11 protein-coding genes are annotated in these 12944 nt (G+C 65.4%); 7 read left to right on the top strand and 4 right to left on the bottom strand.

Features of this window, described 5'->3' with window-relative positions; translation table 11 throughout:
• Window positions 1–69: 69 nt before the first annotated feature.
• On the top strand, window positions 70–654 hold the full coding sequence (locus tag MYCSP_RS12255; protein ID WP_070910275.1) for a hypothetical protein: 585 nt from the start codon (window positions 70–72) through the stop codon (window positions 652–654).
• Here MYCSP_RS12255 and MYCSP_RS12250 read toward each other — a convergent pair.
• Together MYCSP_RS12250 and MYCSP_RS12245 are read right to left on the bottom strand one after the other, a co-directional pair.
• Window positions 643–1695: a putative nucleotidyltransferase substrate binding domain-containing protein gene (locus MYCSP_RS12250; protein WP_083013210.1), complete on the bottom strand. Its 1053-nt coding sequence runs from the start codon at window positions 1693–1695 to the stop codon at window positions 643–645. The two genes, MYCSP_RS12255 and MYCSP_RS12250, sit on opposite strands and share 12 nt — an antisense overlap.
• Window positions 1696–1709: 14 nt before the next feature.
• Window positions 1710–2582, bottom strand: coding sequence for a LysR family transcriptional regulator (locus MYCSP_RS12245; RefSeq protein ID WP_070910273.1), 873 nt, complete (start codon window positions 2580–2582; stop codon window positions 1710–1712).
• Window positions 2583–2673: 91 nt separating this feature from the next.
• Between MYCSP_RS12245 and MYCSP_RS12240 the strand changes: the two genes are divergently transcribed.
• A complete protein-coding gene (locus MYCSP_RS12240; protein WP_088413876.1) occupies window positions 2674–3930 on the top strand; it encodes an MFS transporter in 1257 nt (418 codons plus the stop codon).
• 221 nt (window positions 3931–4151) lie between these two features.
• A complete protein-coding gene (gene ileS / locus MYCSP_RS12235; RefSeq protein ID WP_235629474.1) occupies window positions 4152–7403 on the top strand; it encodes an isoleucine--tRNA ligase in 3252 nt (1083 codons plus the stop codon).
• On the opposite strand, the gene MYCSP_RS12230 is transcribed toward ileS, so the two are convergent.
• Window positions 7400–7969, bottom strand: a complete 570-nt coding sequence (locus tag MYCSP_RS12230; protein WP_207547369.1) for a class I SAM-dependent methyltransferase — start codon at window positions 7967–7969, stop codon at window positions 7400–7402. The two genes, ileS and MYCSP_RS12230, sit on opposite strands and share 4 nt — an antisense overlap.
• Before the next feature lie 104 nt (window positions 7970–8073).
• On the opposite strand from MYCSP_RS12230, the gene MYCSP_RS12225 reads away from it, so the two are divergent.
• Complete coding sequence (locus MYCSP_RS12225) at window positions 8074–9444, top strand: DNA polymerase IV (protein ID WP_088413875.1); 1371 nt, start codon at window positions 8074–8076, stop codon at window positions 9442–9444.
• On the opposite strand, the gene MYCSP_RS12220 is transcribed toward MYCSP_RS12225, so the two are convergent.
• A complete protein-coding gene (locus MYCSP_RS12220) occupies window positions 9409–10326 on the bottom strand; it encodes an asparaginase (protein ID WP_207565744.1) in 918 nt (305 codons plus the stop codon). The genes MYCSP_RS12225 and MYCSP_RS12220 overlap by 36 nt on opposite strands.
• Before the next feature lie 98 nt (window positions 10327–10424).
• On the opposite strand from MYCSP_RS12220, the gene lspA reads away from it, so the two are divergent.
• Genes lspA through rarD form a run of 3 tightly spaced genes read left to right on the top strand, consistent with a single transcriptional unit; the run spans window position 10425 to window position 12933 of the window.
• Window positions 10425–11054 carry a signal peptidase II gene (lspA, locus tag MYCSP_RS12215; protein ID WP_162266233.1) on the top strand — a complete coding sequence of 210 codons (630 nt, stop codon included), beginning with the start codon at window positions 10425–10427 and terminating at the stop codon, window positions 11052–11054.
• Entirely contained in the window at window positions 11051–11968 is a 918-nt protein-coding gene (locus MYCSP_RS12210; protein ID WP_070910267.1) for an RluA family pseudouridine synthase, read from the top strand. Before lspA ends, MYCSP_RS12210 begins: the two co-directional genes overlap by 4 nt.
• The gene (rarD, locus tag MYCSP_RS12205; protein ID WP_088413874.1) at window positions 11965–12933 is read left to right on the top strand and encodes an EamA family transporter RarD; all 969 of its coding nucleotides are present in this window, start codon (window positions 11965–11967) and stop codon (window positions 12931–12933) included. Before MYCSP_RS12210 ends, rarD begins: the two co-directional genes overlap by 4 nt.
• Window positions 12934–12944 lie beyond the last annotated feature (11 nt).

Below are 12944 nucleotides of genomic sequence, written 5' to 3'. Positions count from 1 at the left end.
ATGAGCTGACTCGGATTTGTCTCCAGGTGCGCCCTATCGGCGGATGTCGTGTGGGAGACTGCCACCGATATGACTGGCGAGGCAGGCGAATCCGGCACGTCTTGGCGCCCGTTGGTGTTTCTCGATACCGAGACCACCGGGCTGCACCGCGAGCGCCAGCCGTGGGAGATCGCGATCATCCGCCGAACCGAGGAGGGGCAACGGCAACTGCACTTGTGCGTCGACGTCCAAGACCTCGATCTCGAGGCGGCCGATCCTGCGGGCCTTGATATCAGTGGATTCCACAAGCGCCATCCGCAGGTTCGGTTGCGACCGCTGCAGTTTCCCCGCGTTTTTCGTGCCGCCGAGGCCGTTTCGCTGGTTGAGGAGTGGACGTCCGGCGCGACCATTGTCGGCGTGATTCCTCAGTTCGACACCGAATGCCTGACGACGATGTTCCTGGCGCACGGGGTCAGCCCCACCTGGAACCCAGACCTGGTCGACGTCGTCAGCCGCACCGCGGAGCGGATCCGCGAACGCGGGCTGACACCGGATGCGGACTACTCCAACCTGTCGCTGCAATTCGGTGTCAACACACCGAGCGCGGGCCAACGGCACACGGCCCTCGGAGATGCTCGCTGGGCCATGCGCTGGTATGACCGATTATCTAAATGAGGAGGTCGAGGACAGGTAGATCAGCTTGCGCCGGATGCCGGCGATCTCCCGGGCGATGGTGCGCAGCACCGCACGCTCTTGCGGTGCCAGGGCGGAGAGCGAGATGGTGTCGGACATGTGCTGCCCGTCCTGCCAGGCGCCGGCCCGGGAGCGCCACCGGAACCGCAGCAGCCATCCGAAGCAATCTCGCAGCGTCGAGGCATCATCCGGGTCCAGAATCCGGGCCGCGGACGCCACATCCAGTCGATCCGTTGTCGCGAGAGCGTCTGAACCCGCCGACAAGGCAGCCCAGCGAGCGATCTTGACCACGGGATCGATCGCCGCGATCTTGAGATCGACGGTGTCCGATTGCGTCGCGAATATCTTCAACCGCGAGGGAAATCCGGCGCGCACAGCCACCGCATCCTGAAGCATCGCCAGCCTGATGGGGTAGTGGTGGTGTGCACAGTCTGCATTCTCGCTACGAAGAGCGTTGTCAGGCAACGACGATCCGGTGCCGATCCCTTGGGAATCTGCCATCAGGCCCACCATCACCACTCCGCGATCCTCCGGCGGGTTGGCGCACCACCGTTCGATGCCCTCGAACCAATTGGCGGCCCGGCGGCAGAAGCGGCCGCGGCTCGCGAGAACTCCGTTGGCGTCACTGCCGATGCCACTGCGTTCGAGCATCGCGTGCACGCGCGCCGCGAGCTCCATGAGGTGGGTCTTCCCGGCGGCATCGACCTCGTCGTCGACGGCGAGCAGGGTCTCGATGTCGGAGCCGGGAGCCGCCTCACCGCGGGCCACGCTTCCCGAGACAAACCAGGTCCAGCCCGGGTTCGTCCCGTCGGCGACGAGTCGTGCCGCCGTGTCAATGCTGCGCTGCAATGCCACTGACCAGGCGGCGGCCAGAGTCGCCTCAGGTGTACGCGCCCGTATCTCCAGGGCTATCACCATGCGTGCCGCGCCCACCGCCGCGCAGAATGCAGATTCGTCCGTAGCGGCATCGATCTGTGCGATGGCGTGGGCGATCCCGTTCTCGGGCGGCACGTCAGCGGACATGGGGTGATTCTTCCCTACGTCGACGCGACGGCGTGGGATATGAAATCTCGGACCGGGCGCGAAAGCGGCTGCGCGGAACTCCAGATGATGCCGACGTCCCGGTGCGCGTCGGCGTCGATGAGGCGCAGCATTCTGAGATCGGGCGGGTAGGTGGTGGCGTCCACGGGGAGTACCGCGATGCCCAGGCCGGCTGCCACCAGGCCCGCCACCGTGGTCAGATCGCTCGATTCCAGCACGATGCGCGGCTGGAATTGCGCAGCCGCGCACAGTTCTTCGAGCAGGCGCCGCATACCGAATCCCTGGTGCATCCCGATGAAGGGCTCGTCGGCCAGAGCGGACATCGACACGTCTTCGGCCTGTGCCAGTCGATGGTCGGTGGGGACTGCGACACCGAGGCGCTGCCGGAAGAGGTTGCGCCACCCGAGATTTGCGCGACGTGGACGCGGAGAGACGATTGCCACGTCCAGATCGCCGTTGGCGACCAGATCATCGAGGCTGCCCGCAGCACCCTGCTCCAGCACGAATCGCACATGGGGCGACGTCGCGGCGAATCCCGCGATGAGACCGGCGACCAACGCCGGGCCGAAGGTGTGCAGAAACCCGAGCCGGATTTCCCCCTCAGCGGGATTGGCCAGGTCGTCGATGGCCCGGCGGGCGGAATCGAGCTCCATCTGGGCGCGGCGGGCGTGCTGGTAGAAGATCCGCCCGAACGGATTCAGGGTGAGCCGCTTGCCGTGCCGATCGAACAGCTGCACGCCCAGCCGGCGCTCCAAGCGGGCGAGCATTCGGGTGAGCGTCGGCTGCGCGAGCTGGAGCTGATCGGCGGCGGCGGTGACGTTGTGGAGTTCGGCGAGTGTGATGTACCACTCGTAGTCGCCGTCGGCCATCTCTTCACCTCCATTTATGCCTGAATCGAATTATAAAGTGTCAAATTGCTCATTTCCGCAATATGCATTGACCCAGGCAGCATCTACAGCCATGGCCGTCGCCCCGAGTACCCAGAGAGTTTCGGCGAGCTGTGGTGCGAGTCCCGTGCCCCACACCACAGGAACCGCCGGATATCGGCGGCTGACCGGTGCGCTGTTCGCCGCCGGGCTTGCGACGTTCGCGGCCCTGTACGGAACACAGGCGGTGCTTCCCGCACTGTCCGCGGATCTGGGAGTCAGTCCGGCGGCTGCCGCCCTCACGGTTTCGGTGACTACCGGAATGCTGGCACTGTCGATCATCCCTGCCAGTGCTCTGTCGGAACGGTTCGGGCGCACCCCGGTGATGCTGGTGTCGGCAATCGCTACGACGGTCATCGGGCTGCTGCTTCCGGCCAGTCCTACGTTCGCGGTGTTGTTGATGGGCCGTGCGGCAGAAGGTGTCGCATTGGCCGGGATTCCGGCAGTGGCCATGGCATTCCTTGCCGAGGAGGTGCATCCGGGGTCTCTCGGTTCGGCGATGGGCAGATACATCGCCGGAACGACGGTCGGTGGACTTGCCGGGCGACTGGTGGCTTCTTCGGTGCTTGATGTGAGCGATTGGCGGATCGCGTTACTCGGCAGTGGCGCAATGACTTTGGTGTGCACGGTGTTGTTCGCGATGCTTCTTCCGAGGTCTCAGTTCTTCGTGCCCAAGAGGGTCAGGGTCGGCACCACACTGCGGATTCTCGGCATGCACCTGAGAAACTCGGTGCTGCTCATCATGTTCGGGCTGGGCTTTCTGTTGATGGGCGGGTTCGTCACGGTCTACAACTATTTGGGCTATCGCCTGGTGGCTCCGCCCTTCGGGCTTCCGACGGCAATCGCCGGGCTGCTGTTCCTGCTGTATCTGGCCGGAACGGTGTCGTCGGCGGTCGCCGGTCGGCTGGCGGATCGGCGCGGTAGGGGGCTGGTCCTGATCGGAGCGGTCACCGTCACCGCGCTGGGGCTTGCACTGACCGTCCCGGACTCGCTCGTCACGGTGATCATCGGGGTGGGTGTGTTCACCGCGGGCTTCTTCGCCGCACATACCGTCGCGAGCGGCTGGGTAGGCGCGGTCGCGCAGCGCGACCGGGCCGAAGCCTCTGCCCTGTACTTGTTCAGCTACTACCTGGGAAGTTCGGTGGCAGGTGCCGCGGGAGGATTGGCGTACCAGTCCGGCGGATGGGCGCTGACGGTCCATTTCGTCGGGGCGTTGTTGGCGATCGCGCTGGTCCTGGCGGCTGCGATGATCATTCGAAACCGGTTTGGCCATATCAACACACCCGAATAGAATTACGGCCACAGACATCGATCCGGCCATCACCGGGGAGTCTCCGGAAGAAAGGTTCCGTGCGCGCAGCACGGATAACCCGGTAGAACCGGACGGGTAGGCCCGTCACAGCCGCTGTGAGAGGCCCCGCACAGGTCGGGGCAAGCGGGGTGGTACCGCGGAGGTACGCCGACGGCGTCCCATCGTCCCCGTGCCGGCGAGCACAGGGAGATCTACCGACTATGCCTGATGGTCTTCGCGCAAGCGGCTCATCCGCATCCGAGAGTCTTCGCGCAAGCGGCTCATCCGCGGACGCGTACCCGCGGACTGATCTTGGCGCCGATCAGCGCAGCGGATCGCCGAATCTCCCTGCGCTGGAAAAGCAGGTGCTGGGCTACTGGGACGAAGACGACACGTTCCGCGCGAGCATTGCACATCGTGACGGCGCCCCGGAATACGTCTTCTACGACGGGCCACCGTTCGCCAATGGACTGCCGCACTACGGGCATCTGCTCACCGGCTACGTCAAGGACATCGTCCCGCGCTATCAGACCATGCGCGGATACCAGGTGGACCGCCGGTTCGGTTGGGACACTCACGGATTGCCGGCAGAGCTGGAAGTCGAACGCCAGCTGGGCATCACCGACAAGTCTCAGATCGATTCGATGGGCATCGCCGAGTTCAACGATGCGTGCCGCGAATCGGTGCTGCGCTACACCAAGGAATGGCGCGAGTACGTGACTCGGCAAGCGCGCTGGGTGGACTTCGACAACGATTACAAGACGCTCGACCTGACCTTCATGGAGTCGGTGATCTGGGCGTTCAAACAGTTGTGGGACAAGGGCTTGGCGTACGAGGGATACCGCGTGCTGCCGTACTGCTGGCGTGACGAGACACCGCTGTCCAACCACGAGCTGCGCATGGACGACGACGTGTACCAGAGTCGTCAGGATCCCGCGGTCACCGTCGGTTACCGGATCGCCGGCAACGAGAACACGCGGTGGGCGACACTCGACGGTGCACGCCTGCTGATCTGGACCACCACTCCGTGGACCCTGCCCTCGAACCTGGCGGTCGCGGTGAACCCGGAGGTCACCTATGTGTTGGTGGCGGCCGAAGGCCGCGATGGGACGGCGGACCGTTATCTGTTGGCGCAGGCGCGGGTTGGGGCGTACGCCCGTGAGCTGGGTGAAGAGCCGACGGTGCTGGACACCTATACGGGTGCCGAGTTGCTGGGTATGCGGTACGTCCCTCCGTTCCCGTACTTCCAGCAGGGTGCCTCGCCGAACGCGTTCACCGTGCTCTCCGGGGATTACGTCACCACCGACGACGGCACCGGCATCGTGCATATGGCACCCGCATACGGTGAGGAGGACAAGAACGTCACCGACAAGGCCGGGATCACGCCAGTCACCCCTGTGGACTCGAGGGGGCGCTTCGATGTCACCGTGCCCGACTACGAGGGGCAGCAGGTATTCGACGCCAACGCGCAGATCATCAAGGATCTCAAGAATGGCACCGGCTCGGCCGCAGCCAACGGCGCGGTCTTGTTGCGCCACGAGACCTATGACCACTCCTACCCGCACTGCTGGCGCTGCCGTAACCCGTTGATCTACCGGGCGGTGTCTTCCTGGTTCATCAAGGTGACGGAATTCCGGGATCGAATGGTCGAACTCAACGAGCAGATCACCTGGTATCCAGAGCACGTCAAGCACGGCCAGTTCGGTAAGTGGCTGGAAGGTGCACGCGACTGGTCTGTTTCGCGGAACCGCTACTGGGGCAGCCCAATTCCAGTGTGGAAGTCCGACGATCCCGCATACCCGCGCATCGACGTCTACGGAAGTTTGGATGAGCTGGAGCGGGACTTCGGCGTGCGGCCGACCAACCTGCACCGGCCCTACATCGACGAGCTGACCCGCCCGAATCCCGACGACCCCACCGGCAAGTCCACCATGCGCCGCATCCCAGACATTTTCGATGTCTGGTTCGACTCGGGCTCAATGCCTTACGCGCAGGTGCACTACCCGTTCGAAAACGCCGAGTGGTTCGAGAATCATTTCCCGGCCGACTTCATCGTCGAGTACATCGGCCAAACCCGCGGCTGGTTCTACGTCATGCACGTGCTGGCGACCGCGCTGTTCGACCGGCCCGCGTTCAGAACCTGTGTGTCACATGGCATCGTGCTGGGCAACGACGGCCAGAAGATGAGCAAGTCGTTGCGCAACTACCCGGACGTCAACGAGGTGTTCGACCGCGACGGCTCCGACGCGATGCGGTGGTTCCTCATGGCATCGCCGATCCTGCGCGGCGGCAATCTGATCGTCACCGAGCAGGGGATCCGTGAGGGCGTGCGGCAGGTCATCCTGCCGTTGTGGAATGCCTGGAGCTTCCTGCAGCTGTACGCGCCCAAACCCGGCACCTGGCGCACCGACTCGACGCAGGTGCTGGACAAATACATCCTGGCCAAGTTGGCGCAGCTGCGCGACGACCTCACCAAGTCCATGGATGACTGCGACGTCTCCGTGGCGTGCGAGCAGCTGCGTCAGTTCACCGACGCACTGACCAATTGGTATGTGCGACGGTCCCGTTCGCGTTTCTGGGAGGAGGATGCGGACGCCATCGACACTCTGCACACCGTGTTGGAGACGACATGCAGGCTGGCCGCTCCGCTGCTTCCGTTGACCACCGAGGTCATCTGGCGCGGACTGACCGGAGAGCGGTCGGTGCACCTGACGGACTGGGTCTCCGAATCCGTGTTGCCCGCGGATCCGGCGCTGGTCGCCGCGATGGACGAGGTACGAAAAGTCGCCTCGACCGGTTCTTCCTTGCGCAAGGCCAAGAAGCTGCGGGTACGGTTGCCGCTGCTCAAGTTGACCGTGGCGGTGCCCGACCCCAAGCGACTGGAGCCCTACACAGCGCTCATCGCCGACGAGCTCAACGTGAAATCCGTTGAGCTGACCGATGATATCGCCGTGTACGGCAAGTTCGAGCTGACGGTCAACGCGCGGGCCGCCGGTCCCCGTCTGGGCAAGGATGTGCAGACCGTCATCCGCGCGGTCAAGGCCGGTGACTGGGCGCAGCAGGCCGACGGCACCGTCGTCGCCGCGGGAATCACCCTGCAGGAGGGTGAGTTCGATTCGAAACTGGTGGCCGCGGAGCCGGATTCCACGGCGGCGCTTCCCGAAGGCGGGGGATTGGTCATCCTGGATGACACCGTCACCGAGGAGTTGGAGGCCGAGGGTTGGGCGCGCGACCTGATTCGCGAACTGCAGGATCTGCGCAAGTCTTCGGGTCTTGAGGTCTCCGATCGTATCGAGGTCGTCCTGGGGGTGCCTGCCGATCGTCGCGCCTGGGCCGAACGCCACCGGGACCTGATCGCTGGTGAAATCTTGGCCACCACACTGCAGATCGGAGAGGGAGGCCAGAATGTGCCGGACCCCGCCACCGATCTCGGCGACGGGGTCCGGGTGTCCCTGGTGAAGGCGGCCGGTTAGGCCGCCTTCACGGCCCGCCAGCGCTGGTTGCCACCGTCGAGCTGATGCTCGATATCGGTGAACCCCGCCGCGCGCAGGCGATCCGGCAGCGAGGTGGTCGGTACCGGGTTGTAGGTGTCACCGATGTGCAGCAGCCGGAAAAAGGTGGAGTGCACGCCGTCGCTGCCGGCGAAGACACCGCCGGGAGCCAGCACCCGATGCGCCTGTGCGAACAGTCGATCCTGCAGCACGGGTGTCGGCACGTGATGCAGCATGGTGAAGCACACCACGGAGCTGAAGCGGTCGGTATCGAAACCCAGCTCGGTGCCATCACCCTGGATGACCGTCGCCTGATCGCCGTAGAGCCGCTGCAGTCGCGCGGCCATGGTCTCATCGATCTCCACTGCGGTGAGCTGCGGCGTGCGCTTGCTTAGCACACGCAGATTCGCGCCGTAGCCGGGACCGATCTCCAGGGTGTCCGCACCGAGCTCGACCCCTTCCAGGGCCCACGGGAGGAGCTGCGACTCGGTCTTGCGTGCCCACATCTCCGAGCTACAGCACCAACGGTGCACCAGATTCATTGCCATGACATCAGGCTAGGGACGCGGCTGCTGTCCGAGTAGCGCGATTCGGCCATTCCTTGTCGAGGTTCGGCCACGAGGGTGTCAGAGCTGCGCCATACGATGAGCGCGTGTGTGCTGCCGGTCGATGGGTTCTGCACCTCGACATGGATGCCTTCTTCGCTTCGGTCGAGCAGCTGACCCGGCCGACCCTGCGTGATCGTCCGGTCCTGGTCGGCGGTACCGGAGGTCGGGGCGTGGTGGCCGGCGCGAGTTACGAGGCCCGGATCTTCGGTGCGCGCTCGGCCATGCCCATGCACCAGGCGCGGCGTCTCGTAGGCATCAGTGCGGTCGTCCTGCCGCCGCGTGGCGCGGTGTACGGCGTCGCCAGTCGGCGGGTATTCGCGACCGTGCGGTCCATGATCCCCGTGCTCGAACAGCTGTCCTTCGACGAGGCCTTCGGCGAACCTGCTGAACTAGCCGGAGCCACAACCGAATCGGTGACCGAGTACATCGCCGAGCTGCGCACGCGGGTGCTCGCCGAAACCGGCCTGACCGCATCCGTCGGGGCGGGGTCCGGTAAGCAGATCGCCAAGATCGCCTCGGGGCTGGCCAAGCCCGATGGCGTGCGGATCATCGCGCCCGAGGAGGAACGGTCACTGCTCGACGACCTCCCGGTGCGCAAGTTGTGGGGGATCGGGCCCGTAGCCGAAGAACGACTGCACCGGTTGGGAATCGACACCATCGGTCAGTTCGCGGCACTGCAGACCAGCGAGGTGGCTTCGGTGCTCGGCGGCACGATCGGTCCCGCACTGCACCAACTTGCGCGTGGGATCGATGAACGCCCGGTGGCCGAACGTGCGGAAACCAAACAGATCAGTGCCGAGTCGACCTTTCCCGACGACCTGACAACCCTGGAGCAGCTCCGCGAAGCCATCGAGCCGATCGGCGCGCACGCGCATCGGAGACTCGTCAAACATGGGCGCGGGGTGCGCACCGTCACCGTGAAACTGCGCCGCTCGGATATGAGCATCCTGACCAGATCGGCGACCCTGCCCTACGCCACCACCGAACGCGCGGTGCTGATGTCTGCGGCGCGGCGGCTGCTGCTGGACCCCGTCGAAATCGGCCCCATTCGTCTTGTCGGCGTGGGATTCTCGGGCTTCTCCGATGTGCAGCAGACCTCACTTTTCCCCGACTTGGATCAGGGCGAGTCTGTCGCGGAAACCGACGAGACGCCGGCTGCCGCGCAACAGGAGGCCCCGCGCGCCGCGAGCTGGGGCGTCGGCGATGACGTCGAACACCCCGAGTTCGGTCACGGCTGGATCCAGGGCACCGGACATGGCGTCATGACCGTGAGATTCGAGACACGCAGCAGTGGTGCGGGCATCGCGCGCACCTTCGCGGTCGACGATCCGGGTATCGCCCGCGCCGATCCGGTGGCGAGCCTGGACTGGCCGGAGGAGTCAGCCGAGCCGCTCGACGACGGAGACGAGATCTGACCCGGTGGCCAGCGCCGCCATGCACAGCACCCGGGCCTGCCCGGAACGAAGACGCGACACCGTTACCGCGCCCGCGTCCACCAGCTTCTGCCCCGGGGCATACCCGGGGGCCAGCGTCCCTGCCGGTACGCGGGTGGTCACCAGCACGGGGATGCCATTGGCGATGTGGCGCGAAACCGCCTCGATGACAACGTCATTGGCGTTGCCTGCGCCCAGAGCTTCCAGTACCAGGCCCTGGGCACCGGCCCGCACGTAGGCATCGAGGGCCACCGCATCGGCACCCGGATAGAGGCTCACGACGTCGACACGGGGCAGCGCGGCGCGCGTCACGGTGCCCAGAAAGACCGGCGGTGTGTCGGCATGGCGCAGAAACATTCCATCGCGCACCTGCCCGATGGGTGCAACGCCGGCGAATCCGGCCGGTGCGGCCAAATCGACCTTGCGGATGCCCGTCGCCGGATACACCTGACCGGCAAAGCAGACCACCACGCCCAGCGCCGCGCCGGTCGCGGCCACCGTGAACGCATCACGCAGATTGCCTGGCCCGTCGGACTCCGGATGGTCACCGCTGCGTTGCGCTCCGGTGAGCACCACGGGGACAGGCACCGAACACGTCAGTGCCAGCCACAGCGCGGTCTCTTCAAGGGTGTCCGTGCCGTGCGCGATGACGATTCCGGTGGCACCGCGTGCGACATGTCCGCGGACCGCGGCCGCGATCTGTTGCCAGCGCTGGGGCGTCATCTCCGCGCTGTCGACGGCCATCAGGTCGTCCACGACCACATCATCAGAGCCGGACGCCGCCAGCAGATCGCCGCCTGAGCTGCTGTGCCGGGCGATACCGTCGCTGTCCACCTCGGTCGCGATGGTTCCGCCGGTCGTCAGCAGCACAACGGTCGGTGATGAGTCTCTAGGGGGAAGAACATCGGCCACAGCGGCGATCATCGCAGACAGGCCGCGTAATGCACCGCGCCGAGTAAGGGATGATGGGGGACGTGAGTGACGAGCCCGAAACCGCCCCACAGCCCCAGCGGCGGATAAAACTGCTACTTATCGTGGCGGCGGTGGTGCTCGCGGTCGATGTGGTCACCAAGGTCCTCGCCGTCAAACTGCTCCAACCGGGTAAACCTGTGCCCATCATCGGCGACACCGTGACCTGGACGCTGGTGCGCAACTCGGGCGCGGCGTTCTCGTTCGCCACCGGCTACACCTGGGTCCTGACCCTGATCGCGATATCGGTGGTGGTGGGAATCCTGCTGATCGGTCGTCGGTTGGTCTCGACGTGGTGGGCAATCGGCTTGGGCATGATTCTCGGCGGCGCTCTGGGCAATCTGGTCGACAGGTTCTTCCGCGGACCCGGTCCACTGCGCGGCCACGTGGTCGACTTCCTGTCGGTGGGGTGGTGGCCGGTCTTCAATGTCGCCGACCCGTCGGTGGTGGGTGGAGCGATTCTGCTGGTGGCGCTGTCCTTGTTCGGATACGACTACGACCGCGAGGGCCGTACCACGCGAGCAGTCCCCGGCGACGAGGCTCCGGAGGCATCGGCGAACTCCGGTCCCGAGTCCGACACCGAGGGCGCCGACGCGCAGGCATCCCAGACCAAGCCGTCATGACATCGCGTTCCCTGCCCGTACCCGACGGTCTGTCCGGTATGCGAGTCGATGCCGGGCTGGCACGGCTACTCGGACTGTCCCGCACTGCGGCGGCAGCGCTGGCCGAGGAGGGCGCGGTGCTCCTGGACGGGGTCGCCGTCGCCAAGTCCGAGAAACTCACCGCGGGAACCTGGCTGGAGGTCACGCTTCCCGAGCCCAAAGCCCCACCCGAGAACCGCGTCGAGGCCATCGAGGGTATGAAAATCCTCTATGCCGATGACGACCTGGTCGCTGTCGACAAGCCGGCGGGTGTCGCCGCTCACGCCTCTGTGGGCTGGACCGGTCCTACCGTGCTCGGCGGGCTCGCCGCGGCGGGGTTTCGGATGACGACCTCCGGAGTGCCGGAACGTAAGGGAATCGTGCACCGGTTGGATGTCGGAACCTCCGGCGTGATGGTGGTTGCGCTGTCGGAGAAGGCCTATACAGAGCTCAAACGCGCCTTCAAATACCGCCGCGTGGAGAAGCGCTATCACGCTCTGGTGCAAGGACATCCAGATCCCTCCAGCGGCACCATCGACGCGCCCATCGGCCGGCATCGCGGACACGACTGGAAGTTCGCAGTCGTCGAGGACGGCCGTCACTCCATCACCCATTACGACACGCTCGAGGCGTTCGTGGCGGCCAGCCTGCTCGAGATCCACCTGGAGACCGGGCGTACGCATCAGATCCGGGTACATTTCTCGGCCATCAAGCATCCGTGCTGTGGCGACCTGACCTACGGTGCCGATCCGACGCTGGCCGCCAAGCTCGGGCTGGAACGCCAATGGCTGCATGCCAAGTCGCTGGCCTTCGCCCACCCCGGCGACGGCCGCTGGATGGAGATAACCAGCGAGTACCCCGACGATCTGGCGCATGCACTCGATGTCCTGCGATGAGCGCGGTCCAGACGACCTCTGAACAGAATCGCCGCCTGAAGTCCGGGTATTTGTTCGGAGCTGGCGCCTATCTGATGTGGGGTCTGTTCCCGGCGTTCTTTCCGCTGCTGGAGCCGGCGAGCGCGGTCGAGATTCTGGCGCACCGCATGATCTGGACGCTGCTGCTGATGGTCATCGTCGTGGCGGTGTCGCGACGGCTGCGCGACCTGGTCGCCATGGGACCGCGGAACTGGGGTCTGCTGGTCGGTGCATCGGTTCTCATCGCCCTCAACTGGGGTGTCTACATCTACGCCGTCAACTCCGGGCACGTGCTGGACGCCGCGCTCGGGTACTTTATCAACCCGTTGGTCACGGTGCTGCTGGGTGTGCTGATCTTCCGCGAGCCGCTCAGCCGGTGGCAAATGCTGGCCCTGGTGTTGGCGTTCACCGCCGTTGCGGTGCTCACGGTCAACTACGGGCAGCTGCCGGTGATCACATTGATCCTGGCCGTCTCGTTCGCGGGCTATGGGGCCATCAAGAAGACGGTGACCGTCGACCCTCGGGTGAGCCTGACCGCCGAGGGCGTTGTCGCGGCGCCGTTCGCGATTGCCTACCTGGTGTTCCTCGGTCTGGCCGGGCAGCAGCATTTCCTGGGTTACACACATGGTCACACCGCCCTGATGGTGCTCAGCGGTGTGGTGACGGCACTTCCGTTGCTGCTGTTCGGTATTGCAGCGCAACGCATTCCGCTGGTGACTCTCGGACTGTTGCAGTATCTGACGCCCACATTGCAGATGCTCTGGGGCGTGTTGGTCAAGCATGAGGCGATGCCGCCGGAGCGTTGGGCGGGCTTTGTCCTGATTTGGGCGGCATTGGCGATCTTCACGGTCGACATGGTGCGCGGCTCACTGATCTCGCGACGCCCGGCGAGCCCGCGGGTTACGGTTCGGCAGAGCGATACGGCTCTGGGGAGCGGGAGGGACTGAATGTTGCGACA

The organism is Mycobacteroides saopaulense (genome assembly GCF_001456355.1).
In the GTDB taxonomy this organism is placed as follows: Bacteria; Actinomycetota; Actinomycetes; order Mycobacteriales; family Mycobacteriaceae; genus Mycobacterium; species Mycobacterium saopaulense.
The sequence above is the reverse complement of the archived record's forward strand: the minus strand, read 5'-3'. Positions and strand labels throughout refer to the sequence as shown.